Source organism: Acidaminococcus fermentans (assembly GCF_009696675.1).
Lineage (GTDB): Bacteria > Bacillota > Negativicutes > Acidaminococcales > Acidaminococcaceae > Acidaminococcus.
Genome location: NZ_VULN01000007.1, coordinates 35,596 through 60,720, shown reverse-complemented (window position 1 = coordinate 60,720; position 25,125 = coordinate 35,596). Strand labels below are relative to the sequence as shown.

Here is a 25,125-nt window from a genome sequence, read left to right as displayed (position 1 = left end):
CTCACTCTGAGCCGGATTTATAGCAAGTCGATATCTGCTAATAATGGGCCGATCACAGGAGAATATTTATTCCGGAGCTGCCGTTCGGCTTTTCCGTATTCAGCTTTTGTAATCAAACCCTTCTGGAGCATTCCCCTGATGAAATGCATGGCGGCCAGGTACATCTTCTCCTGTTTCAACTGCTTAGCGTCCATCCTGGCCACCTCCGAACCTGTCTTTTACATAGCAAGTGTGGGAGCAGTATTTGCGCTGCCCGTTCCCGTAGACAATGAATGTCTCATGACAGCAAGGGCATTCCATCTTTCGTACAATCCTATGGTTCACCTTGTCACGATGGCTGTTCCACCAGGCCATCCGACAGGCATCGGAGCAGAACTTTTTCTCCTTCCGTTTGTCGTTCTGCTCAATAGGCTGACCGCATTGCAGGCAGTGATGGGCTTGTTCCGTTTCCGGCTCCTTGAGGGATAATGGGTGTCTGCGGCAGTAGGATTTGACGGTATTCTCCGACATGCCTGTTTCTTTGGCGATTTTCCGATACCCGACTCCTTGGAGCCGCAGTTCCCGAATCTGTGCTTTCTGTATATCGTTCATGAATAAACACCTCCTGCTTACTAGCCACGGCAGGAGGTGTTTTCTGACGGTTTCGTTCAATCTTTCTGATAAAATTCACATTCATACCCATCCGCCCGGAGGATCAGCCCTTCCGCCCAGGGAGGGGTCCGGCCCATCTGCTGGCAGATGGCATCCACGCTCACATCCTTGCTGCACTCGATAATCAGTTCGTCATGGACGTGGCCCACAATGGCACAGCACCGGAGGGTCTGCATGGCATAGCAAAGAATATCCCTGGCCGTTCCCTGGACGATATTTTCCACGAACTTGGGCCCATAACTTTCCAGCCGCTCCCACTTCTTGGTGGCTCCGATGCCTTCATAGGTCACGGATTCCCCACCGAATTTATTCTCCCCGATCCGAGGCTTCACGTAGGAAAGCTGCCGGCCACTGGGGAGCTCTATGAATAGCATGCCGCTCTGGCAGAGGAACCGGATGTTATTCACCCAGACGGGGATCCGCTGCTTGATGGCAGTTTTCACGGCCCCATCCACCTGCCACCAGAAATCCACAATGTGAGGATTGGCCGAGCGCCAGGACTGGACCAGGGAACTCAGCTCCTCTTCCGGTATTCCCATGTCCAGGGCTCCCATAGCCTTTAGTGCCCCAACGGAGCCGCCATAGCCACAGGCCAATTCTGCGATTTTCCCCTTTTGACGGAGTTCCCCGTTGATTCCATGTTTTACCACCGGGACCCCAAACATCTGGCTGGCCGTTGAGCAATAGATATCCTTCCCGGCTGCAAAGGCTGCGGATTTCCACTTCTCTCCGGCCATCCAGGAAATGACCCTTGCCTCAATGGCCGAGAAGTCCGAGACCACAAACTTCATCCCCTCACGGGGCACAAAGGCGGTCCGAATCAGCTGGGACAGCACATCCGGCACAGAATCGTAGAGCAGCTCCAGAGCCTCGTAGTTTCCCTGGCGCACCAGCTCCCGGGCTTCTGAAAGGTCCGGCAGATGGTTCTGAGGAAGATTTTGCAATTGTATGTGCCGCCCCGCAAACCGTCCAGTACGGTTCGCCCCATAGAACTGGAACATGCCCCGGGCCCTGCCGTCCTGACAGGCGGTCATTTCCATGGCCTGGTACTTCTTCACAGAAGACTTGGCCAGCTTTTGCCGGAGCTGCAACACACTGCGGAGAGGCTCCTGGGCCGTTTTCAATAGTTCCTTCACCTGCTTCTTCCCCAGGGAGTCCGACTTTAGGCCACGGGCTTCGAGCCATCTCAGCATCTGGAGGACTGAATTGGGATTCTCCAGGCCGGTCTTTTCCTTCAGAGCTCCCATCAGGCTCTCCCGGCTTTTGGCATCCATGGCCACTGCCTGCCGGGCCAGCTCCAGGTCAATGGCGATCCCCCGGTCGTTGATTTCCTGGTCCTGGTGGTATTCTTCCCACACCGTGTCCGGCACCGGATATTTCTGCAGCCTCTCCTGGATGGCCATTTCCACTTCCACATCCCGCTTGTTATAGCTCTTGAAGAGATTCCACTTGTCGGGAGCATGCTGGGGCAAGTTCCGGGTCCGTCCCCCGTTGGTCTTGGTCTCCTTGCAGGGAACGCAGAAATAACGGATCAGGTCCCGGCCTTCTTTCATCTTCTGATTGTCCAGATTCAGCACGGCCCCCACTCCTTCCAGGGAAAGGGGCAACCCCATATAGGCGGACCACACCATGGAGCACTTCCAGCCGGCCGGGTTCAGGAACATGGCACAGTCCTGAGAAAGCGGATGATGGTCATGGAAGGGATCCAGGCTCCTCCCCAGATCCGTCAGATACCGGGACAAGCACACCCGTTCGAAATTGGCATTGAAGGCCCATTTGATGATGGAGTCATCGGTGAGTGCCTCCAGAATCTCTTCCGGGAGGGTTTCCCCCTGGGCCAGATCGACTACTGTCACCTCTCTTCCATCCACCGCATAGCCAAAAAGGAGGATTTCAAAATCCGGGGACTCGGCATATTTATAGACCCCGCATTTGGCTAAGTTCACATCGCTGTAGGTTTCAATATCGATACTGATGGTTTTCATACGTTTCACCTCGAGAAAAGCGGCGAAGCACAAGGCCCCGCCGCCACCATTTACCACGTCTTATTTCCGAAAGGATTCCATCTGTTTGCGATGATATTCTGCTTCCCGTTCCTCCCGGTTCCGGGCCGCAATTTCATCCCGCTGGTCCTTTTTGATATCCGTGTAGATCATGGCCACAAAGAAGCCGCCAACACACAGGGCAACCAGACAGTACAGACAATCCAGAATCAATTTCAAAACATTTTCCATTATGGTTCCTCCTTAGTCCAGGAAATCATCATCGTCTGCCGTAGCAAAGTCGTCTTCTGCCCGGGGTTTTCCGCCCAGAGGTTCCCCATCACGAATCTTCTGCAGGTTGTTCAGGCCGCAGGCAATGCCCTTGTTGCCGTTGGAGTTGAAGGCGTAGAAGTTGATGGAGGCTCTTCCATAGACCCCGCTGTACACTTCAGACCGTTCCAGAATCTGCTGGCAGGAAGAATCTACGATGCCGGGCTTTGTGGCAGAATTGGCATTAATGAAGTAGCTGTCCTTGTAGGTATCATCCCCAGGCCGTTCCAGATCTCCGTCACGGAGCGGGTTCTTGATGGTTTCCAGCTTCGGCACGATGCGGCCATTTCCTTTGAGCTTGCCCTGCCCTTCCTCATAGGCAGCCTGGATTGCCGCTTTCACCTTTTCCACGGTCTTCGTATCAGACTTGGGGATGATGAGGCTCACGCTGTACTTGGGGGTTCCTCCGTTGATGGATTTGGGTTCCCAGACGTTGGCGTAGGACCAGCGGGTATTTGCTCCGGTAATGACTTTGCAAGGGTTTACATAATGTTTCATTGTTCGTTCCTCCTTAATTTTCACTGCTAAAATCTTCTGCCGCGGTATGCATAGCCGGGCGTTTGTCCGATTCCGGTACCAGGACCGGTTTGCCTTGGGGCTTTTCGATGAGGCCGGACAGAAGTTCATCAAACCTACGTTTCCCCAGAAGGTGGGTCAGGGCTGTGATGCCCATGAGTTTCTTTTCGTAGGGAGAGTATCCGGCTTCCTCCACTTTGGCGGCCACCGCATCGTCGTCTACATAACGGCGATTGGAGCGCCCTTCCACCAGTTTCCAGCCAGTCCATGCCTTGCCGGATAGAGCCTGCTGCAGGGCATAGTCCTTAATGTCACCCACCCAGGCTACAAGGTCATCGGCCTTTTCCAGCACTGCTTCTACTTCTGCGTCACAGAGAGTGGACGGCATGGCGAAGTCATACCTGGCAAGTTCCAGGTTATACTCTGCCCGTTTCCGGCAGGTGGCCCTGATCTTGCAGAACCGGCAGTGCTCACCGGCTTTGTACTCCCCTTCCCCTTTAGCCGCCAGAGCAGCCGTGGGTTTGAGGACTTTCTCCGCCCATTGGAGCAAGTCGCCTTTAGTCATTTCGTAGGTACTGACATTGTCCCGTCTTGGCTGGAAGATGGTCATGGAGACCCTTTGGATATCGTAAATCCCGTCGAAGAGGTCCAGTGCCCCCAGGGCATAGCACATCATCTGGGGATTCTTCTCCGCACTGACTTCCACACCAAGCCCGTGCTTGTAGTCGATGACGGTCAGGGTATCGTCCGCCACAATGACACAGTCTCCTGTACCGAATCCGTCCGGCACCCATTTCGAAAAGTCCAACCGCTGTTCTACAAGGACGATGGGATCCTTGCACTCTTTCTTTGCTTCCGCAAGCCGCTCCATGACGAATTGGGCATAGTCGTCCGTGCATTCAGCCATTTCCTCGCTGTAATAGTCGAGGGTCCCCGTAGGGTTCTGGGCCTTCCTGCCCAGGGCTTCCTTCACCTTGTATTCGCAGAGAGTATGAGCATCCGTACCCTCCCGGGCAAAGTCGCTTGTGGTGTCCGGCCGCTTAGCACACTCCAACGCGGAAGGCGGGCAGGCCAGCCAGCGGTAGCTGGACGAGGCGGAAAGAATCGCATGCTGCTTATCCGGCATGGCTGATCTCCTCCAGTTCCTTCATGAAGGCTTCATAGTCTTCCGGCTTTACGCTGGAGAGTTTTTCCGCCCCATATTTTTCAATAAGGGCTTTCACTTCTGCCGTGAATCCCTGACGGGACTTGTCAGCCGCCGCTTTCCGAACTTCTTCAAAAGAAAGGGCCTTCCGCTCCGGAACCACCTTTTCCGGTTCTGCTGTTCTATTGTTCATCTCGTTTTCCAGAGCTTCTACAATCCGCAGCAGGGTCTTTGTGCAATTGGCCATTTCGTTCGCCAGATTTTCAAGATTGTCCTTCGTCACCTTAGTTTCCTCCTTCGTTAATTTCCCTGATGGCCAGTTCCTCTACGGAGTCGCCTGGCACGATGATGGTTACTTTTTCCTTCCCACCCAGCAGGAACCGCAGAATCCGTTCCCGCACGGACACAGATCGTACGGCAGCGATATGCCCACCACCCTTTGCCGCAGAAACGCTGATGCTAACTCTTTGCTTCATGGCTTTTCCTCCTTTCTGAAGGTTAGTATCGTTTTCCCCTTCCACTCTTTAGCCTTGGGAGAGTGGATTTTCTGACGGTTTCTCCAAAAAAATTTAAATAATTTTTCTGGGCATGCAAAAAAACCGGTATGAGAAGCTGCCATGGCTCCTATACCGGCTAAGGTTTTTTGATCGATCTTGAGACAAAAAAATAAGAGGCCCGTCACTTGGACGTTCCTCTGCAAAGTATAAATTTTTATTTCTTTAATTTCTGCCCCTTTAGTCGTTTACACTAGTAAATCCCCAAGCGGTATGTTTCCATCAACTGTCTTCCAGCATTTATTTCCACTTAAAGAAGTACCATTGAGGAAAGCTAAAGCAGCACTCTGGGATTTGAAGGGAACATCTACTTGCAATACACGGTCAATAATCTTGCCTTCTTTTTCCAGTTCCATTCTTTCTTGTTTAACAGAATCCGAAGATTTAAAATTGGGTGATACATCCTTAGACAGCGTAGCCCCTGCCTTCACTCTTGTTTCTCTTGGCTGCGTATTGCCTGTGTGAATCTCGATTTCAGCCGTTGCCTTCACACCTTGTTTGCTGTTTACAAACTGAAAAAGCGTTTTCTGTTTTTGGGGTCCAGGCGCACCAGTTGGAGGTTTCGGTTGTACAAATCCATCAAAGATAGATCCCGGAAACATCGAAATATAATGCTCGATGTCTTTGATGTAATCTTCGCAAGTATGAATTTGTGCAGCTCCAAGATGATAATGATCTTTTCTGTATTTCGAATTGCAGTTTTCCTTGGCCGGAGTTGTGGTCAGGCACTTCGGATAGTGAGCATGGACATACTCACACATAGCGTTTTCAATGAACAAAAGCTCATTTGTAGTGATGGTAAAATCGGCAAACTTAAAGGCAAGCACGGTATGCCATGACTTGTCAATGTCAGCAGAATGCTTATTCAATATTCTCTTTTGAAGAGTATCCAACCCGGTCTGCCCTACATAAACCGCATCAGTACCGACAAGGAGAAAATAAATTCCCGTGCCATCCAGCTCTGTATCAAAGTCATGCATTGCTTTCCTGCTGACGCGGACTGCCGTAAATTTTGATGAATCACTGCTCATCGTTACGGTCCCCTTAAAATTCCCGTCTGCCAAATAGATTTTTAACCCGTGCATTTAATATCCACTTCCCCATACGATAAGAATCAAAGAATAAACTCTGTTTCTTTACATCAGTTTTATCCTTTTCCCTTTTAAATTGCATTCATCAAGCTCAGCAGATTCTGATAGGAATCTACCTGCCCGTACACCACATCATCCTTTGAAATTTCATTAAAGAGTTTCTTGGCGCATTTAATCTTCGCTTGTTCAATGGGACGCAAATCCAGGCTTTCCATGGATCCCTTGGTTTCTGCAACAAAGTAAATGTGTTTTACAGTTCCCTTCTGGAAGGCTATGGCCCAATCCGGCGCATAGTTTCCAACGGGAGTCGGGATCTGGAAGCCCCGCGGCAGCTTTGCATATACAGCCACTTTATCATCCACATCCATGGCTTCTGCGAATTTCCGTTCAATGGACTTTTCTGCTGTTCCGTCCACAAAAACATAATCCTGGACATTTTTCCGAGCACGATATATTTGGAAAAATCTTGCTGATTCATTCTAAAGATCAATGATTGTTATTAATGTAAAAAATGTATCGCTCGCAAAAAAATCTTTTCTAGATTGCTTGTTCATATTATACAAAGAATCTACTTTATAAACAGAAATCCCTGCTCAAATGCTCCCGGGAACTGGAACTTTTTCTTTGTGCTGCCAAAAGAGACAATAATAATCCCTTTTTTAAATCCAGCTACGGTTCCCATACCATATGCTTTGTGACGGACAGACGATCCGACTTTAATTGAATCTATTTCTTGCTTCGTAAGTTGAATCCTTATATCAAGATTTTTCTTTACTCCAAAATGTGCTCCCGGCTTTACCGGAGCTTCATCCGACTTGCCAATTTCTTTTACTATTGGCGTTCGATTATTCGAATGAAAAGGACTCTGTTTTTTTGCCACTCGCAATGCAGGCTTTTCTTCCTCATCATCGTCCTCTTTAGAGTGATAAGAAATAATGTTTGAAAATACTGGGCGATTCGGTAACTCTTCTTCTGCTTTATTTTTCAGTTCCTCAGAAGTCAAAAGCTGCCCGGCCATCTTGTCGTAGTCATCACGAGATATAACTGTACTGAATAGGCCAACTTTCTCGTTTTTATGTTTATTAACACCGGTATAGATCAGGCTGGCATCTTCATATCGTTTAAACTTGTAGACAGCGTCATTCATTAATGCTTCGTTAAAAACATTTAATGAGACGAGCATCTCAAAGTCTTTCACTTCCAGACCTGTAACCTTCTTGAAAAGAGCTGGTTCCAGTTGGGTAACGACATCTTTCAGGCTGTACTCACGGTAGTCAGTCAAATACATGAAGATCGGAATTCGTGTAGCAAATTTGATGAGTTTTTCCTGGATCTCTTTACGCTTCGACTTGTATTCTTTCTCTTCTTCCGTTAACTCTTTTTTTTCTTTCGAAGATAACTTCTTGCCATCCTTCTTAGCTTTCTTCACGTGCTCAGACTTATTGATAATTGTTTTGATATCTGCATTAAGACTTCTGAAACCCTCAATATGCATCAGGGCATTCATAGCGTCCTCATTAGAGAGCAGTCTCGTCAGAGTATCATTATCAACATTGACAAGAAGAGCACTTTCCCAGCGTCTCGCGAGCAACGTCGCCGAAGTACCGGCCATCGCAATATCCAGAATTTCACCTGCGTTAACCTGTCGCATTGCACTACCATCATACGCAAGAACTGGTAAGAATTTTATAAACTCACCAACCTTCTTCTCCGGATTACTTTCTTTTACATCCAGTTGACAGCTATAATCTGATACCTCTCGAAGTGCACGATCCAATGCAAAATCGAATACATAACATTCTTTCTTGATAATTTCACGGCTGCCATCATCATTTGTGATTTCCCACGGGCTTTGTACACGGAAAGCCGCCTGAAAATATGTCTCTGGACTTGAGAGATTACGAAGCATAAAAATGCCCGTCCAAGGCTTAATAGTAACACCGGTCGTTAATTTGCCACACGACAAAGTTATAGATTTGGAATGCAGTGGATCGTCCATCGACCGGCGAACAGGTTCCAATGCTGCCGCACCAATTCCAGCTTCAGTTCCCGCACAAACATTGACTTTATAATCATGGTAGAAGGTATTTTGTTTTTGCTTCAGCAGATTTGACATTGCGTAGCACGCTGCAACGTTTGGCAGAAACCACAGTGTATGAGATAGTACATTTAAAAGTCTGGTATCAGAAAAAGGCATAGGTGGCTTTTCGGCACCAAGTTTTAGCTCATTGACAGTTGTTTCAAGATAGGATCCGCGGATCAAGTCAAGCCATTTCTGAACGTAGTCCTCGTACACAAAATGGGCATCTTTACCTTTGCCTTCAGCAGAGAAAAAAATATTAAGATCGAATTCGTCGAACTCACCCTTCTTGGCAATACGCTGGATGCTCTCTGGGATTTTGTAGGTCATCATAACCATTCTTGGCAAAGCAGCATATGGATTATTCGGCCCTTTCCATTTAGCTTTCGCACGCTGTTCATCTGAATATGTCCAGTTATAAATCTGATCTTCAATAAACTCTCCAGAATTTAATGCTCTGAATGGTGTTCCTGACAGAAAAAGATAATATGTTGTTGTAATAGGAAGCCAAGTTTCATCATACGCATTTCCGGCATCATACTTTGACAGATCTTCATCGTCGTACTCATCTTCATCTTGTTCAAACAGCTTCTTTGCATTATCTTTCCACGCACCAAAATGGTATTCGTCGAAAATAACAAGATCCCAGTTTGTAGCGTGTACCCACTCATTATTTGTCTTGATACCACCTGTATTTTTATCTACACCGAGGAAGTCCTGAAAAGAACCAAAGCATACAATGGGACGGTTCTTATCTGCATGCCGATATTGTTCATCGGTGCTCATACCACCAACTTCTGAAGGACGACAAATAAACTGCCAGCCTTCAAAATCTACATGAGTCATTAGATCCTCGCGCCATGCAGTCTGAACCGCTGGTTTAAATGTAAGGATCAATACTCTGGATAATCCCATCTTCTTAGCAAGCTCATAAGAAGCAAAGGTCTTACCAAACCGCATCTTTGCGTTCCATAAAAACTTCGGCGCGCGATGGCTATTCTCTTGATAGGCTGATTGATAATACGCTATCGTCTTGTTGACAGCCGCCTCCTGCTCTGGACGCATCTTGAAAGTCTGGGTACGCGCCTCCAGATTCTCCTTTCCTGTCTGAACTGCAACAACCGCAGATGCAACATCAGAAACACTGCAGCGATACCACTCATTTCGATCTTCGCCTTCAGATAACTGCCTGAAGCCTTTCCTCCTAAGAATTTTATGAACCTCATGATCCATAAAGCAGCTTCCGTCATTCCGCATTGCGGGCCAAGTACCGAGTAAACGATATCGCACTCCTGAAGTATGAAGTTGTTCCTTTATTCTTGTATCAACATCACGGCCTGTATATCCGACTTTTATATATCCTTTATGTGATGGGACTGTTGGAAGTTCATATGCATAAATTGTCGGAATAAGATTTGGCCGTTGAGGAAATAATTCTTCTTCCATTATCTTTTTCCCCCGTTTCTCATTGCTCTCTCAATTGAATTTATTATATTTTGTAACTCTCTACTTGTACGTGCTTGAATTTGTACCTGTCCAAACCCATGATTACGTAAACTTTCCAACATAAAAGTCCCATATGGATACTCGTATTCAAATTCAAGCTTAATATACTCGTCTCTATTAGAAAAATAATTATGGTATACCTTTTTGGGAATCGCATACAAATTTTTATACAATTGAAAGTCATCAATTTGATCTTCAACTACTTTGCAGCGATATTTTACTTCACTTATCGGTTTACCTACATAAATGTACACAATATCACATTTTCTTCTGATAAATAAAAAATTCCTCCAAATAATTTGCTATGACTAAAGTGCTATTTTATGTTATACCTTTCATAATTAGATGGAATTATCCAATGATCGTCCATGCTTCACCATCCCTTATTCATGCCTTTTCATTGACGTCAGCTATTCGAGAATCAATGTATCTCCACTCGTTATCAGATAAGTTCCAAAGTTTAACAAGCTGTTCATCAGTATATTTACCAGAATAATCTCCAAGGTCCGGTACAAAGCAATAGTTCTTTTTTGTCACATCTTGAGACGTTACAGTCTGTAACAATAAGAATCGTACCGTTTTTGTAAAAATATATGACTTATACGATTTAACCTCATCCTCTGTATCAAAAGCTCCCAATATGATATAAGATTCAGTGCAACATTCGCCCGGTTTTGCGATTATGGTATTACCATCGTAATAAAATCCGACAGGTTTTGTAAAATCGGTTTGGCCAGCAATCGGAGCTTTAGGTGCAAGGAATTTCCATTTGTTTAAATATTGATGGGTATCATCTACATCAATGCTTTTTGCATACTTTAGTCCTATACGCTGTATAAACCAACACGGAACCCCTTTTTCCTGTGGCTTATAGTTAGTTGGAAGACCAAACGGTTTTCTGGATGAAACACGATCGCTTAAAAATTTCTTGTTTTGGCTAGTAACTTTCTTGACAATTTCAACAGCCTTATTTTGCCTAATAAAAACTTCATATTCATCTAAGTTACGAATTGCTACAGTAGGCTCATCTTTACTAAAATTTGTCACCTCACAGGTCCCAGGGTTATCTCTGTCCCAAAGGAAATAGCATGCCCCACCTGCAAGATCTACTCCTGGAAAAATGTCTTTAAAATTTTCATAATCAACAAGTTTTCTGATTCTCTTATCAGATAGCATTTCATGTCTAAAATCAGTAAGACCTTTCCCCCCTGTGAACCACCTTGATGGAATTACCATAGTCAAGTATCTAGGTTTCAGTTTCATGGCTTGTTCTACAAAATATTGATAAATTGGTTTAGCGCTTTTCCCATTTCCAGAATCACTCAGCTGATACGGCGGGTTGCTAATAATAACATCAAACTTCATATTGAAAATTGCCTCCGGTTTTGTCGTATGAATAAACTCATAAGCATGAGTTTCAAGATCATCCCCACGTTTTTTTTCTCCATATTCGCTTTTTGAAGCTCCGCAATAAATACAAAAGTTGTTCTTAAAACGATGCTTAATCTTCCTATATCTAATATTTCCCTGTACATCATCAAAAGGGGATACAGAATAAATACTGTTTGGATATTTTGAGCAGTACAAACTTCTGCGCGCCAGTAAGCTCGTTAACTCAGTTATCGCTATTCCATAAAGCTGCTTATGAAAAATATGATCAAGTCTATCCTGCAGATCAGGGATTTTATCTTCAAGTCCGATAATCAGCCTTTTTGCAATTTCGCGCAAAAACACGCCAGATTTTGTAGATGGATCAAGAAACTTAGTATCCGGGTTTTCAAACAACTTCTGCGGTAGCATATCCAGCATAGCATTGGCTACTTCGGGAGGTGTAAATACTTCATCATTAGAGAGATTCGCCAGACACGAGATCACATCCGGGTTATATGTTGCTGTGTATAAATCGTCACTCATAATCTGCTATCCTCCTATAATCTGTTAACGGATATTCCTTTACCGGGGATGGGATAAAAGCCTGTACCTCTTCATCGTATTCCCAGTCCATCATGAATATATTCATCTGTTCGTCGTGACCTTCCAATAGCTCATTCAAGGCATAATCCCGTCGTTTTATCTGGTCACCTGTCACAAGATTCCATTCAGCAAAAATGATTGGTTTCCCGTCATTTTTCAACATTGTCAATGCATCCCCACAAATAATATTTTTTGAAAGAATAAATTTCACGACATTTCTGCATTGATCATTAGCTTGTTTTTTTGCAACTGTCGTGTATTCTTTATTCCATATATTAAACAGATTCTGACGACATATTTCAGTATTATCTTCCATAATATCAACGCCATAAATACTTGTTACTGCTAAAACAGAATATCGTTCATAGTCAAATGCATTCTTACCATATTGTTTTTTAACAACAGCCATCTTTCTTCGAAGCACTTCCTCCAAGAATGCTCCTTCACCACAGGCAGGTTCCAAGAAACGACTGTCTATCCGTTCGGTCTCTTGTTTTACAAGATCTAGCATAGCATTAACTTCTCGTGGGGCCGTAAACACCTCGCCATGATCAGTAACTCGCTGCTTGGATTTAATTTGATCGCTCATAAATTAATGCCCCTTTTTATATTATTCATTATCAATTATTACCATAACCCGAATCTGGATATAATCTTCCAAGGCGCTGCATATAACTGACAGTTAACTTAGAAAGTATCTTTAAATCTCCGTCATATTCAAGAATTGCCTTAGTTACGACTAAGGTCATAATACTGTCGTCGGTCAATTCACATTAATATGTAAGAAAATCAAAATTCTTACCTTTGTGATTGTTCCATTCAAAACGAGATCCTACCACATCCCCGACTATTGTATCTAACATATTCATTCCTCCATGCTTGAAAGTAAGGAGAATCCATAATTGCCTTATAAATCTTTTTCTTCTATCTCCATCATCCCCACAAACCACCGATACGTCTCTTCCAACTTCCAATCCTTCGATTCCCTTGGAAAATACAGGAACATCCCTTTGCGGCTTCGTGTGAAGAGTACCCGATACACGCTTTCTATGGCCTTCTGAAATTTCTCGGTCCTCGATTGGTGGCCTTGGAATCGACCACCCATTTTCCATTTTAATTCCAGTACAGTGATAGAGCAATGCTTTGGGGATACTCATTAAACCAAAGATACTCTTCCTTACCTATAGAATTAGCTCCCCTCATTTTGATTTCCGACAAGCCATAGGCTTCCTTAAATTCATCAAGAGAGCTGTTGCAATCCAACAGGGTATTATCCAGTTTTCGATCACCCAGCTTATAAATACGGATTTGCTGTACGATTCCATCCCGAATATCCAACATCATCCCCAACCTGGTATAGGCATAGAGTATTCGGCTCCTTTGCTGCTCCGTCAAATCTGGCTTTCCATATAATTCTACGACTTTTCCTACAGGCATCCCCAAATAAATCCCGCCTACTGATTCTCCATAAAGAGGCCCCTGGCTCCGGGTATACAAAATATCATTTATACGCAGATATTGATGATATGGCTTATCCGCCGGACCTAAATTTTGAGCATCCAGCAGAATATTTGTCTCTTCCCCATCTTGCTGTATTATCATGTTACAGCCAAAATCGCCGCCCCCTCCTGCCAGGTTATCAAATCCAACGATTTGTTTTCCGTTGAAAAGTCCACCATTGAAAGTAACAATGTCCGAAGGATTTTCTACCCCATACCAGGTCCCCTGCATATAATTCATGCGTCTCATCATATACTGGATGGGTGTTCTGGCAGCTGAAACGGGTGATGTACAGGACAGGAAAGCAAGGCTGATACAAAGTATGCTCATAACCAGGTTACGAATCACTTTCATTTTTCCGCTCCTCTTTTGCACATATATTTCCGAAATGCCGTCACCACCAGCTGATCTGCTGGCAGCCAATCCACAGCATCCAGTTCATCAAAGGAAAGCCACTTTTTCGCTTCGTGTTCCAATAGGATCAGGTTTCCTTTTTCCACTTTACAGATGAAGCATTCCATGGAAAGATGGAAGGTGGGATAGTCGTATTCAACCGTGGTGAGAGGCTGTTCCACCCGGATGTCCGTAGCCAGCTCTTCCCGGATCTCCCGTTTGATGGCCTGTTCCGGAGTTTCCCCTGGCTCGATCTTTCCCCCAGGGAATTCCCATCCATCTTTGAATTCTCCATACCCCCGTTGGGTGGCCAGGACCTTATCCTGGTTGAGAATCAGCGCCGCCACAACCCGTACCGTTTTCAAAGCCATCTCCCCTTCTCCCTGCATATACAGTTATTATAACATAGACAGTGTGCAAATTTTGGAACTGCAATAAAAAAAGAACCGTGGCAGAGAGCTTCCCACCACGGTTTTCTTCATTTCCGCACCAAAGCCGCCAGCAGCACTGTCCCTATCCCGTAAGCCAGGTTCCGCTGGGCCTTCAGTCGTTTTTGTGTCCTATTGTTTTCTTTCTCGTACGCGGCTAAGGATTCGTTGGCAATCCGCAAGGATTCTTCCTGCCTGATCGAGGTCCTCTCCAGTTCTTTCAACTGATTCCCGAGCAGACTGGACTGTTCCATGGCTTTCTGCAATTCGCTCTGCGCTGCGGTCAATTGCGTTTCCAATTCCTCCATGCGTTTCTTCTGCTGACTGGATTCCTTCTGTAATCTGTTGTTGATGGTCTGCAGCTCGCTTATATTCGCTTCCAACCGGGTCAGTTCCTCTTCCGTTATGGAATACGTAGAGGCCCAGGAGACCTGCGGAAAGGACAACAACAAGCACAGAAATAAGCACCAGGCGCTTTTTCTCAATGATCCCCACCCTCTTTCTTCAGATGACCAGGGTAAAGAGAAGCACCCCGGTCAGGATGCCCAACAGATAGCCCAGAAGAAATTCATCGCTGATCCGCCACATGTCCATGGTCTCTCATCCTTTCTGGGCCACATAATCCGTCACCCCGCGGGCAATGGCACGGGCAAATTCGTCCTTCCGGTTCATCAGGAGCTGTACATCTTCCTCATTGGTGATAAAAGCCGTTTCCACAAGGACAGCCGGCATATCCGTCTCCCGGAGCACCGCCAGCCCCGGCCGTTCCTTGACGCCCCGGTCCACGGTGCCCAGGCTCTGGACGATCTGGTTCTGGATGCATTCCGCCAGACCGCAGACTTCTGCACTGTCACTGCTGTACACCAGGGTTTCCGTCCCCTGAGCTTCTTCTGCAGCCGCCGCGTTGCAGTGGATGGAAAGGAACAGGTCCGCCTGCCACCCGTTGGCACTGGTACAAATATTGGTATAGTTGGGAGATTCTCCGCAGAGATTGTCGGACTGGACCAGCAGGCAGTCATAGCCCACCCGGTTCAGGTACTGCTGGACCCCTGCCCCGATTTCCTTTACGATACCGGCTTCCGTGACGCCGTATTTGTCATTGACAGCCCCGCTGTCCACGCCGGGCATATGCCCCGGATTGATAAAAATCTTCATTTCTTCTCCTCCTTTTCAAAGTGGTCCGGGATGCCGTTCCCGTCAAGATCCACAAAGCAGCCTGCAATGAAGGTGACAAACCCCACCATGGCAGGCCCGACCAGTTCCCGCACCATGGCCAGAAGGTCCGGCAGCTGGATTTTCCCCGTCACCGCCAGATACAGCCAGAAGCCATAGTAGGAAAGCACAAAAAGAAAGACCGTCACAAGATACCCTATGACGATCCATTTGATGGGCTGCTGGAATTGGTTCAGGCGTGCTTTCACCGCATCCAGGCCTTTAGTCAGTATCCCTTTTACTTTTTCAAACATGGCGGATTCCCCAGATTACTGTGATCGTGGATGCGGTCCACTTCTCCCTTCAGGTCCTTGTACCGGTGCCACAGGTTGTCGATATTGGTCTCGATGCCTGCCTGGGCCACCCGCATTTCGTTGATGAGCCCCGTCAAATCTTCCAGAGCTTTGGTGTTGTTGTCGATGCTTTTGTGGAGCGCCTGGTTCTCGATTTTTTGTGGCCGCAGGATCAGCCAGCACCCGAAGACTGCCAGGGCACTGATTACCGCGTTCACAAAAGTGTAGCTAATGAAGTTCATGGTCTTCCCTCCTTTCTGTTATCGTCGATCTCCAGAAACATGGAGAGCCCGGCCTTTGTACCGTCCCTGTTCGGTGCCGCAGTACACGTCTTCCGTAGGACTCCAGGCAAAGGAGAACCAGTTCTCCCCTTGGGTCAGCTCCTGGGTCTGGCCGGCGTGGCTCACATAAACCGGCTCCTTCCAGAAGGCAGATCGTTCAAACACCAGGCTTCCCTCGATCCGACCGTAATGGATCCGGGCCTCCACATGATGCACACTCCAGCTAAAGGCCCGGTCCAGTTTGTGGAGGTCGGCCATGGCTACATGAGGAAAACGGGAGAAGTCATGAGTGCGGCTTCGGAGTTCCGGCTGGCCCTTGGGCAGGAACACCTTCATAAAGGTATCCTTCCCGTACTTGTCAATCTGCACAAAGGAGCACAGACTCAGAGTCCGCAGCAGCTCCTGGGGCCCCAGATCCATCACCTGGAGAATCTCCCGGAAGTTGAACAGGGGATACACGGACCCTGTGATGGGGTTCTTCAAGATCACCGTGGAGGACCCGCTCCGAAGGGCATCCAGGTTGATGGCCACTCGTTTGTTGCTGCAGGAGAAGCTCAGTCGCCTTTCTTCCAGATCCAGGGAAATGGTATCCGTTGTCTGCACCGCCTCCGGGAAGATAAAGAGATGGTTCATGGCCGGTTCACTTCCTTCTGGAACCAGGTGTAGAGGGCCTTGTAGAACCGGCACTCCTGAGCATGCTCCTGGCTGACGATACAGGCCCCGCCGCACATGCCGTAAACAGAGCACTGGCGGCATTCGGGACTCAAGGCATCCAGGAGATCCTGCTGTTCCTTCAACCAGTTATCGGAAAGCCCCTGGCGGCGGATATAAAGACACGGATACTGCCGTCCTTTGGCATCCACCTTCCGGATGGTCCGGTTGCTGCAGTAGGTTTCTCCGTAAATGTACTGAACCTCCCTGCGCCGTTCCAGGGTTTGGTAAAGTCCTTCATACCGCTTGTCCCGGATGCCGAACCTCCGGAACCGGGACAGATACAACCCCACATACTTCTTGTACTGTTCCAGGATGGAATCGTAGTCCTCCCGGGTCAGGGCATACTTCCGATTCTCCTCGTTGGTTACATGCATGAGATGCGGGAAGAAGGACAGATTCCTGCCGATGACTTTCTCCTTCCCCCGGAACTTTGCCATAATGGCCCCCAGGTCCGTATTTCCATGATACAGGGTAGTGGAAACCGCTAGATCCGGATAATCCCAAAGAGCGGTGAAGGGATCGTACCCCCGCAGGTCCCTTTCTGCCCCATCATAGCTGATGCAGATTTGGAAGTAATGCTCCCGGAAATAATCCAGGTGCTTTTCGATGTCGATGCCGTTGGTGCTGACCGCAAACTTCGCTTGGGGCACTGCTTCCACCACTTTCCGGATTTCCTTCATGTAAAGCAGAGGTTCCCCTCCCATGAACTTGATGGCTCTAGGAGGATTCCGTTTCAATTTTGCCAGAAATTCTTCTGAAATGCCCCCTTCCCCATCCGAAGCCTCCCGGTGGCAGTAGGCACAGTGGAGATTGCACTGGCTACCTAAATAAAGGGTGATTTGAACCTGTGTCGGCAAATCCATCTTGTTTTTTTGCATATTACCCCTGCCTTCCAACAAACACCAGATAGTCGTTCCACACCTCGTACCACTTTCTCCCCAGCTTAATCTTCACCGGGCCTTCGTACCCAAAGGGATACAGGCGGAAACTGCCCGTTCCCTTTACAAGCCTTACCCGTCTGTTGTTCACAAGGCCGGCAGAAGATTCTACAAAGACTTCTTCGTCATCAATATCCCGGGTTAGCTTCTCCTTCGTAGAGAAATCTCCTTTGTACTTTTGGATGGTAAAATCGATATAATCCTTATCACCTTCCGGGGTGAAGGGTTCTTCCGGATCTCCATCAATCAGGTATCCTTTCCGGTTGGCCATCAGCTCCCGTCCGTTGGCAGAAAGACTGTAGCTGTCCCACAAGGTCATCCGGGGATGATCCCCCAGGATCAAGTCGCTGGTGTTAAAGGGCAACAGTTCATATTCCTGGTCCGTGTCAAGGGTCAGGTTTTCCTTCTGCCCGTTGAACATCCGCACCACAATATCCCGCTGGCCTTCCGCCATGATGCCCGTATCGATATCGAGGATGGTGGTATTTCCATAAAGCTGGGTCAGGACGGCAAAGTCCAGCTTGATGGATACTCCCAACCGGTTAAGGTCAAGGAACCGGTAGTCCGAGGCCATGGGACGGCGGAACAGTTTCACGGTCCCGTTTCCTTCTGTAAGAACGTAGGAACTGTAAGGATGCATGGTCTCGATCACATCCGCTCCCTTCCGGCTTTCGCTGTTGCTGGTGCATTCCGCCTTGCAGTAATCGCCCCGGAGAGTCAGGTGGATCAGGTAGTCAGCATTGGATTCCTCGTTGTAATAGATCTTCAGCATACCCCTTCCTCCTTGTCTGCTACATCGTACCCATTGACCAGGACATCCTTGCCACCCTCGATGGTCAGGCGATAGCCGGTGACTTCTTCCTTTTTGATTTTCATCACATCCTCCTGCATCTTTCTCCCTTCAAAGAGCATCTGGATTCGTCCATTCATAGCCTTCCGCACGCCTTTGAGGGAGATGGCGCTTCGCAACCCAGTAAGGGTGAAAAGAAGGCTGTTCCCCGCCAGGACCAGGTCTTTGTTCCGTTCAAAATGGAGTGTCTGATGGAGCTGGACCTGTTCTACCATCAGCAGGTTCCTTGCCCGATGGCCCCGGTCCACCACCAGCATTCCCGGTTTTAGATTCTCTACCGGCACAGGCCCTTCCGCCGTACTTACGTTTCCTTTTGCAATGATCATAAGTTGTTCCTCCTTTAGCTGTCATCCGAGCAATTGCAGTTGCAGTCGCAATTGCAGTTCTGGGTCATGTAATACTGGCATTTCTGGCACCCCTGGCAGGTTTGGCACCCTTGACAGGTCTGGCATTTTTGGCATTCCTGGCATGTCTGGCAAGACTGGCACCCCTGACAAGTCTGGCAGCAGTTGGCCTGGCAACAGTTTCCCGAAAAGGCCTCCTCTAGTTTGTTCACCGCTGTTTCCAGGGCTGCCACGTTGATTTTCTTCACCTTGTCATAGTTCATCGAGGAAAGGTCGATGGAAATCTTCGTCTTTGTGGCAAGGGTCTCCAGTCCCGACTGGATGTCCGTCAGGTCCTTCTTCCATACAATCTCGTTCTGACTTGCCATCTTATGGCCCTCCTCCCGAATCGTCCGAGCAGTTACAGTTGCTACAGTTGCAGTTGCAATCGCACTGCCCTCTCGTCTGGCAGGTACAGTTCCTCGAGCTGCACTGGCTGATGCTCTGGCAGGTTTGGCAGGAACTGGACTGACATTTCTGGCTCTGACATCCCTGGCAGGTCTGGCATTTCTGGCACGACTGGCAGAAGGTGCAGTTTCCGCAGTTGTCCACATTGGCCCCGTAGGCATTGAGCTGTTCCAGGGCCGTCTGGAGTTCCGTCACATGGATGGCCTTCACCTTCAGCTCACTGGTATCTGTGAGGGCTGTCGTGTCCGTGAAGGTGGTTTTATTGATGGTTCCGTTCTTTGCCATGGTTCTTCTCCAATAGCTTCTGCCCGTACTGCTGGATGGCTATCAGGACCGGAGTGAAAACGGCCCGCTTGAGCCGGCAGTAGGATCCCTTCCGGGCTTTGTCCCCCACCAGCTTGCAGCCGCCCTGACAGAAGGCGAGAGCTGTACAGGACAGGCACTCTTTTCGATACTCATGGGTGTGGTCCCCAGCAAGGATCCGCTGCAAGTAACTGAAGTACCCGTCATGGATGGTGCCGGCCTTCCGGGAGGTGTTGTGGCAGGGATACAGATTGCCCTGGAGATCCAGGTTCAGTACCGTGAGACCGTTCCCGCAGGCCGCCGTGTACCGGTCCCACTTGCCTTTTCCCGTCAGGTAGAAATCCTTCAGGGATCCAAAAAGCTGACGGATGTAGGCTTCTTCCGTGTACCGATCCGGGGGGACCCGTTTCCCAAAGCCGTCCAGGAACTGGAGGGCCATGGCCGTCATCTCCCGCTTCACCCGGCTGTAGTCAATGTCCAGGAGGCTTTTCCTCGGAAGGCCCGTGTCCATAATTTCGTCCAGGTTCACGGCAATCTGGTACCCATGGATGGCACTGTACTCCTCCGAAATCTTCTGGAATGCCTGAAGCACTTCCCGGGGATAGGCTTTGGCGGAAAGGACGGCAGAAAGACAGAGATGTCCCAGGGCCAGGATCCGTTCCCGGGTTTCCGGCACGGAAAACACATCGTATCCCCGGGTTTCCCTCACGTGAGGCCCGTCCCAGGACACACAGACCGTAAAATTCCGGGCATTAAAAAAACGGACCATTTCATCCGTCAGGGCCCGGCCATTGGTAATGATCCCAAAGGTCATGTTCAATTTGCGTTTCTTAACAGCAGCCACCACTTCCTGGATGGTGCCAAAGTACAACAGAGGCTCCCCGCCGTAGAACTGCAGGTGGAGGGGCCGGGAGTTTTCTTGAGAAATCTCTTCCAGGAAGTCGTAGATTTCTGGGTTGACCTCCCGGGTCAGAGGCTTATGCACCAGAGGATGCTGCAGACAGTAGGCACAGTTCATATTGCAGGAATTCCCCAGCATGAGGAATACCGTGTTAATGTTCCGTTTTAAATATTTCATCTTCCACTCCTTACGATGATCTTCACCAGCCGCACGTTTTCTGCGGTATCGTCCTTCACGATCTGTCCCACCGCCTGGGTAAGACTTTCGCCCGAAAGGGCCATCCGGCCCACTCCCGGCATTTCGGAAGGGATCACCCATCCGCCTTTCTTGGCTTTCCCATACATCCGGACAGGCACACGGCCGGCCAGGGCTACGGGGATATACGTAGGGAGGTTCACTTTCAGGATGTCGTCCCCCGGAGAAAGGGTCCGGCCGCCGATGATGGAAGCGAAATCTTCCGTATGGACTCCCACCACACACAGGCTGCAGGCAGTGGCCTTGACGTATTGCTCCTTATTGGTTGTTTCGTCCAAAGCGATAATGTCTCCCCGCTGGGTGTCTCCGCCCCGGGGAAAGAATTCGGCATAGTCGTTATAGACCGCGTTGTAGACTTTGGTGGCGGTCAGGGTACCCGTCAGGGTCACATTCCCGTCCGCATCCGTAGCCACAAACCGGCTGTCGTTGGTCAGCTGGCTGGTCTTATCCGGGATCACCGGTCTGTTCAGCAGATCCGTATAGCTGCCGGTTTTGGCCACCGTCGCAAGGGTCCCGGTTTCCCCGGTCAGTTCTGCCTTGGTGGCGTAGGTCTCTGCGATGTTGTTCCCTTTCCCATCTGCCAGGGCCGCCTGGGCCGTTGCTGTGGCATCCAGCTTCTTCCCCATGGCCGTCATGATGGTAGTGGCAAAGTTGGGGTCGTTCCCCAGGGCATCCGCCAGTTCTTTCAGGGTATCCAGGGAGGCATCGGAGCCATTCACCAGCTCTGCGATTTTCTGCTTCACATAGGCCACGTTGGCGATCTGGGTGCTTTGGGCATTTTCTGCGGGAGTCGGAGCTGCTGGGGTCCCTGTCAGGGCCGGGCTGTCCACATCCGCCTTCACCTTTAGATCAATCTGCATTTGAGCCAGTTTCTCGGCGGCACTCTCCGCATTCTGCCGGGCAATGGTAGCCTGGGTGGTGGCTTCTTCCTGGGAAGCCTTGGCCGCCGCTGCACTGCTGGCAGAGGCTTTGGCACTGGTATCTGCAGCCTTGGCGCTGGCGGATGCTTCAGCAGCTTTTTGGGAAGAAACCGTAGCCCAGGCTTTACTGGACTTGGCTCCAGCAACCCCATCCGGATTCTCAGTACTTTCCGCCCAGGCCCGTGCTGTTTCCGCCCAGGTTTTAGAGGACCGTGCCCCGGAAACTCCGTCCGGCTCCTGGGTGCTCTCCGCCCACTGCCGGGCTGTATCTGCCCAGACTTTAGAAGATCGGGTTCCTTCCCCGGCGGGAGGGCTGTCGCTTTCCGCCCAGGCTTCCGCCATGTTCTGGCTGTTGAGGGCATTCTCTGCATATTCTCCGGCTTTGTTTTTGTATTCCCGGGCCTGGTCGGCGGCATAGGTATCCGCCACGTCTCCCAGTTCCACTTCCGTGTTATTTTGGACGGTCAGCGTCACTTCCACATTGGCAGCATCAGACATTGTGGGCCACCCCCTTGATGATGAAAGATTTGGTAAAGAAGCAGGTCAAGATCCGTTCCGTCTCGCTGTTCATGATCGCCAGGTCGTAGATGTATGCTCCAGGCTCCAGGGAATCCAGAGCTCCCTTGGGCACCACCACATCCACGAAGTTGTTGTTGGGGTTGTAGAAGGTGTCCGCATACACTACTTCGGAAGAGTTGGTGGTTTTCTTAATGGCAAAGACCACTTTGTCCGCGTTGGTCAGCTTGTAATTGGTAAAACGGAATCGGATAGAAAAGGTGTCGTACTGGGACACCTGGATGTTCTTATTTTCATCAATGACCAGCATTTTAGCCTCCTCCTGAATCATCGCTGCAGTCGCAGTTACAGTTGCAGTTGCACTGAGAATTCTCTTTCCAGTATTCTTCCGTATGGGACCGGTTCACCAGTTCCTGCAGGATGCGCCGGAGCGTGTAGGTTCCTGCCGGGATCCCCCGGTGTTTCCGGATATGGTAAGCAGACTTGATGGACAGCGGTCTCGGTACCGATGTGGGGCCTGTCTCCACATCCCAGGAATTCAAACCCATCACCCGGGCGTCCTTGTCTGCCTGCGTGCTGGACGTTAGGGAAATCTCTACCTGGTCGATAAGCCGATCATCGGTCAGAGTTCCCATCCCGTTATAGGTAACACGGACAGCCTTTCCCGCATCAGCTGCAGAAAATTTCAATGTCCCGGTGTTCCAACCCTCAATGCCGTGCTCCGTAGTCAGGTAGTCCGGCCAATACTGCCCCTGGGCTGGCTCTTCCGCTACTTCCGTCAGGAGCGCCCCGTCCTGAAACTTCACCTGCAGGGTGGTGGGAGAAGTCTTCTGGGGCACTTCCGCCAGCCGGATGGTATAGGGGCTGTTGCTGGGGATCACGTGGGTTTCGTCGAAGATTTTCTTGATGTCAAAGGTGTTTTCAAAGGGATTGAATCGATAATCATGGATGGCCATCAGCTTCCTCCTTTCCATTGTTTCAGGGCCGAAGACTGGGACTGCTCGATATCCTTGGACCGCCGTTCGATTTCTGACAGATACCGGTCCACGGAAAATTGGGGCTCGCCCAGCTCCATTTCGGTCTTGATGCCCTTTTCCCCGGAGAGGGTGTATTTGATCTTCTTGATAGGATAGGTATCCGCATTCCCATCCAGCCTTCGGATTTCCGCCAGCCCGTAAGTAGACATATGTCGGACGTTGAAGGTCCCGTCCGGGTAAGGGTACTCCAGTCGCACCCCGCTGATCTTGGCGGATTTCACAGGAGCCTTGTACTGGCTGATCTGGTTTTCGCCCCACCTTTTGGCATCGGCGGCATCGTAGGCTTCCGGCAGGTTCCAGACGGCCTGGTGGACCCCGTAGCTGTTCTGGCTTTCCTTATCTTCCACAACGCACAGCCACTGCTCGCCCTGGTCGTCCACGCTGCCCCCCTTGATCCGAGCCCAGTTCACCAGTTTGGACACATCCCAGGAAGGGGTGTAGGAAGTAATGTGTTTTCCTACCGTAAGACGGGCCTGTTCGTTCACTGCTGTCTCTCTGCGGCGAAAGTACAGACACCGGTATTCATCCACTCCGTACACGTAATCCACGGCAAAGTCCGCCAGGGTATTCAGGGCCTCTTTCACCGTCACCCCGTCAAAGACCAGTTTGGTGGGACGGTATCCCACGCTCTGGATCTTGCTGTCGTTGTAGACCACCTGCAAGGTCTGCCGTTCCACCTGGCGGGCAATGTCCCGGACGATATCTCCCACGTCCGTATTCTCATAGGTCTTCCAGAGCATCACATTCTCCAGCCGGTTGTAGAAACCATAGCCTTTGTACACGAACTTGGTATCCGTAGTCCCTTCAATAGGCCGGCTGATGATGTACCCGCTGTACCAGGGTTTCCGGTCTCCGTACAGGTGGATGTCGATACGCTGCATATAGTCCAGCTGGGCGTTATCCGGCTGCCGGTAAAAGGTCATCTGGCACTGGCCACAGCCGGTGCTGGTGATTTCAAAGGTCACTTCATTCAGGGCATTGGCCTCGCTGCCCCCGCCAAAAATAGCCGTCCGGGTCCCGTCCTTTTTGTAGGCATAGACCACGAACTGGCCGGGATAGTACTCATGGACCTTGCCCCGGTCGCTGTTTCCTTCACCGGCCCCAGTAGGACCGGCAAAGATCCACCGGCCGAACAGGCCCCGTCCAAAGATGAAATTCGTCATACAAACCACCTGTTGGTATAGGTAATTTCCACCGTGCCCGCTCCTCCTGTGTACAGAAAGAGGTTGGCTCCCGGTTTGGCATGGAGGAAGGTGCCCGTAAAGGCATTGATGCTGTTGTCTTTATCCCGCCAGACTGTCCCTTCCCGGCCATTCACAATGGATGTCTTGGGAGCCACCAGCAGGGCATCCGTCAGGGTGAACTTCTCTTTGGCTTCCTGGTGCCAGACCGTAAGGTTCGTCATCCGGTCCAGGGGAATGAAGCGGAAAGTGAGAGGCGTATCCACGCTCCCCAGGTTGTGGAGCACCATTTCTGCCTGCACCGTGGCCTGGGGAAAGACGAACACCACCCGGGATTCCTGGGCTTCGTAGCGGAACGGGTCTGCCAAAAGCAGGGATACTGTGATGTTGCTCCGTCTCTGTTTGAAACCGTTCTCAAACTTGTGCTTGATCTTGGACAAACAGGCTACATGGTAGACCCGGTCCGGTCTTCCCGCCATCAGGGAATAATCCGTCTGGCCAAAGAAGGTGTAGGCCTCGTTCAGCACTTCGTCATGGTCTTCTTCCGTAGCACCTTCCATGGAAAACTCCACCTGGAGAGTCCGTCCGTCAATCTTTCCATCCCCCACTGCATCACTTCCATGGGCAAAGGCCCGGGACTGGAGCTTGCTCCGAAAAGTATAGCTGCCGCTGTCCGTAAGGCTCCAATGGACCGGCAGCTTGTATTCCACCCCGTCTTTGGTGATGGTAAAATTCTGTTCGTTTTCTTTTCTTTCCGGAAACATGCTCTTTCACCTCCTGGTTC

Annotated in this window: 30 protein-coding genes and 1 pseudogene; all 31 read right to left on the bottom strand. The window is 49.5% G+C overall.

Annotation, left to right across the window (positions count from 1 at the left end):
• Positions 1-17: 17 nt before the first annotated feature.
• Positions 18-194, bottom strand: coding sequence for an SHOCT domain-containing protein (locus tag FX155_RS06030; protein WP_154488063.1), 177 nt, complete (start codon positions 192-194; stop codon positions 18-20).
• A gap of 453 nt (positions 195-647) precedes the next feature.
• Positions 648-2,636 (bottom strand): DNA polymerase, encoded by a 1,989-nt coding sequence (locus tag FX155_RS06020; RefSeq protein WP_154488061.1) that lies wholly within the window; start codon positions 2,634-2,636, stop codon positions 648-650.
• A 60-nt stretch (positions 2,637-2,696) separates the two neighbouring features.
• Entirely contained in the window at positions 2,697-2,885 is a 189-nt protein-coding gene (locus FX155_RS06015) for a hypothetical protein (protein WP_014128884.1), read from the bottom strand.
• A gap of 12 nt (positions 2,886-2,897) precedes the next feature.
• Positions 2,898-3,461 carry a DUF2815 family protein gene (locus tag FX155_RS06010; protein ID WP_105325846.1) on the bottom strand — a complete coding sequence of 188 codons (564 nt, stop codon included), beginning with the start codon at positions 3,459-3,461 and terminating at the stop codon, positions 2,898-2,900.
• Positions 3,462-3,474: 13 nt separating this feature from the next.
• Entirely contained in the window at positions 3,475-4,605 is a 1,131-nt protein-coding gene (locus tag FX155_RS06005; RefSeq protein WP_154488060.1) for a DUF2800 domain-containing protein, read from the bottom strand.
• The gene (locus FX155_RS06000) at positions 4,595-4,906 is read right to left on the bottom strand and encodes an rRNA biogenesis protein rrp5 (protein ID WP_270441288.1); all 312 of its coding nucleotides are present in this window, start codon (positions 4,904-4,906) and stop codon (positions 4,595-4,597) included. The genes FX155_RS06005 and FX155_RS06000 overlap by 11 nt, the downstream gene beginning before the upstream one ends.
• 1 nt (position 4,907) lies before the next feature.
• Complete coding sequence (locus FX155_RS05995) at positions 4,908-5,099, bottom strand: hypothetical protein (RefSeq protein ID WP_105325849.1); 192 nt, start codon at positions 5,097-5,099, stop codon at positions 4,908-4,910.
• Between the two features lie 266 nt (positions 5,100-5,365).
• Positions 5,366-6,208: a DUF4357 domain-containing protein gene (locus tag FX155_RS05990; protein ID WP_154488059.1), complete on the bottom strand. Its 843-nt coding sequence runs from the start codon at positions 6,206-6,208 to the stop codon at positions 5,366-5,368.
• 131 nt (positions 6,209-6,339) lie between these two features.
• Positions 6,340-6,732, bottom strand: a pseudogene (locus FX155_RS05985) (restriction endonuclease subunit R); the annotation flags it as partial.
• 104 nt (positions 6,733-6,836) lie between these two features.
• A complete protein-coding gene (locus FX155_RS05980; protein ID WP_154488058.1) occupies positions 6,837-9,794 on the bottom strand; it encodes a GIY-YIG nuclease family protein in 2,958 nt (985 codons plus the stop codon).
• Positions 9,794-10,108 carry a hypothetical protein gene (locus FX155_RS05975; protein WP_154488057.1) on the bottom strand — a complete coding sequence of 105 codons (315 nt, stop codon included), beginning with the start codon at positions 10,106-10,108 and terminating at the stop codon, positions 9,794-9,796. Before FX155_RS05975 ends, FX155_RS05980 begins: the two co-directional genes overlap by 1 nt.
• Before the next feature lie 133 nt (positions 10,109-10,241).
• Positions 10,242-11,768 carry an Eco57I restriction-modification methylase domain-containing protein gene (locus FX155_RS05970; protein ID WP_154488056.1) on the bottom strand — a complete coding sequence of 509 codons (1,527 nt, stop codon included), beginning with the start codon at positions 11,766-11,768 and terminating at the stop codon, positions 10,242-10,244.
• Positions 11,761-12,417 carry an N-6 DNA methylase gene (locus FX155_RS05965; RefSeq protein WP_154488055.1) on the bottom strand — a complete coding sequence of 219 codons (657 nt, stop codon included), beginning with the start codon at positions 12,415-12,417 and terminating at the stop codon, positions 11,761-11,763. The genes FX155_RS05970 and FX155_RS05965 overlap by 8 nt, the downstream gene beginning before the upstream one ends.
• Positions 12,418-12,941: 524 nt before the next feature.
• Positions 12,942-13,682, bottom strand: coding sequence for a hypothetical protein (locus FX155_RS05955; RefSeq protein ID WP_154488053.1), 741 nt, complete (start codon positions 13,680-13,682; stop codon positions 12,942-12,944).
• Positions 13,679-14,086: a (deoxy)nucleoside triphosphate pyrophosphohydrolase gene (locus FX155_RS05950; protein WP_154488106.1), complete on the bottom strand. Its 408-nt coding sequence runs from the start codon at positions 14,084-14,086 to the stop codon at positions 13,679-13,681. The genes FX155_RS05955 and FX155_RS05950 overlap by 4 nt, the downstream gene beginning before the upstream one ends.
• Before the next feature lie 113 nt (positions 14,087-14,199).
• Complete coding sequence (locus FX155_RS05945; RefSeq protein WP_229778457.1) at positions 14,200-14,634, bottom strand: peptidase M24; 435 nt, start codon at positions 14,632-14,634, stop codon at positions 14,200-14,202.
• Between the two features lie 115 nt (positions 14,635-14,749).
• Positions 14,750-15,304 carry an N-acetylmuramoyl-L-alanine amidase family protein gene (locus FX155_RS05940; RefSeq protein WP_154488052.1) on the bottom strand — a complete coding sequence of 185 codons (555 nt, stop codon included), beginning with the start codon at positions 15,302-15,304 and terminating at the stop codon, positions 14,750-14,752.
• Entirely contained in the window at positions 15,301-15,615 is a 315-nt protein-coding gene (locus FX155_RS05935; protein WP_012938482.1) for a hypothetical protein, read from the bottom strand. The genes FX155_RS05940 and FX155_RS05935 overlap by 4 nt, the downstream gene beginning before the upstream one ends.
• A complete protein-coding gene (locus FX155_RS05930; RefSeq protein WP_014128898.1) occupies positions 15,600-15,896 on the bottom strand; it encodes a hypothetical protein in 297 nt (98 codons plus the stop codon). Before FX155_RS05930 ends, FX155_RS05935 begins: the two co-directional genes overlap by 16 nt.
• 18 nt (positions 15,897-15,914) lie before the next feature.
• A complete protein-coding gene (locus tag FX155_RS05925; protein WP_154488051.1) occupies positions 15,915-16,568 on the bottom strand; it encodes a hypothetical protein in 654 nt (217 codons plus the stop codon).
• Positions 16,565-17,527: a radical SAM protein gene (locus FX155_RS05920; protein WP_229778456.1), complete on the bottom strand. Its 963-nt coding sequence runs from the start codon at positions 17,525-17,527 to the stop codon at positions 16,565-16,567. The genes FX155_RS05925 and FX155_RS05920 overlap by 4 nt, the downstream gene beginning before the upstream one ends.
• A gap of 1 nt (position 17,528) precedes the next feature.
• On the bottom strand, positions 17,529-18,359 hold the full coding sequence (locus FX155_RS05915) for a hypothetical protein (RefSeq protein WP_154488050.1): 831 nt from the start codon (positions 18,357-18,359) through the stop codon (positions 17,529-17,531).
• A complete protein-coding gene (locus tag FX155_RS05910; protein ID WP_014128903.1) occupies positions 18,353-18,763 on the bottom strand; it encodes a hypothetical protein in 411 nt (136 codons plus the stop codon). The genes FX155_RS05915 and FX155_RS05910 overlap by 7 nt, the downstream gene beginning before the upstream one ends.
• Positions 18,764-18,777: 14 nt before the next feature.
• A complete protein-coding gene (locus tag FX155_RS05905; RefSeq protein WP_154488049.1) occupies positions 18,778-19,149 on the bottom strand; it encodes a hypothetical protein in 372 nt (123 codons plus the stop codon).
• Position 19,150: 1 nt separating this feature from the next.
• On the bottom strand, positions 19,151-19,513 hold the full coding sequence (locus tag FX155_RS05900; protein WP_045172475.1) for a hypothetical protein: 363 nt from the start codon (positions 19,511-19,513) through the stop codon (positions 19,151-19,153).
• Positions 19,488-20,609 (bottom strand): radical SAM/SPASM domain-containing protein, encoded by a 1,122-nt coding sequence (locus tag FX155_RS05895; protein WP_154488048.1) that lies wholly within the window; start codon positions 20,607-20,609, stop codon positions 19,488-19,490. Before FX155_RS05895 ends, FX155_RS05900 begins: the two co-directional genes overlap by 26 nt.
• Positions 20,606-22,105: a hypothetical protein gene (locus FX155_RS05890; RefSeq protein WP_154488047.1), complete on the bottom strand. Its 1,500-nt coding sequence runs from the start codon at positions 22,103-22,105 to the stop codon at positions 20,606-20,608. Before FX155_RS05890 ends, FX155_RS05895 begins: the two co-directional genes overlap by 4 nt.
• The gene (locus FX155_RS05885) at positions 22,098-22,433 is read right to left on the bottom strand and encodes a hypothetical protein (protein WP_154488046.1); all 336 of its coding nucleotides are present in this window, start codon (positions 22,431-22,433) and stop codon (positions 22,098-22,100) included. The genes FX155_RS05890 and FX155_RS05885 overlap by 8 nt, the downstream gene beginning before the upstream one ends.
• Position 22,434: 1 nt before the next feature.
• Positions 22,435-23,079 (bottom strand): hypothetical protein, encoded by a 645-nt coding sequence (locus FX155_RS05880; RefSeq protein ID WP_154488045.1) that lies wholly within the window; start codon positions 23,077-23,079, stop codon positions 22,435-22,437.
• On the bottom strand, positions 23,079-24,323 hold the full coding sequence (locus FX155_RS05875) for an XkdQ/YqbQ family protein (RefSeq protein ID WP_154488044.1): 1,245 nt from the start codon (positions 24,321-24,323) through the stop codon (positions 23,079-23,081). The genes FX155_RS05880 and FX155_RS05875 overlap by 1 nt, the downstream gene beginning before the upstream one ends.
• A complete protein-coding gene (locus FX155_RS05870; protein ID WP_014128911.1) occupies positions 24,320-25,105 on the bottom strand; it encodes a phage distal tail protein in 786 nt (261 codons plus the stop codon). Before FX155_RS05870 ends, FX155_RS05875 begins: the two co-directional genes overlap by 4 nt.
• Positions 25,106-25,125: the final 20 nt, after the last annotated feature.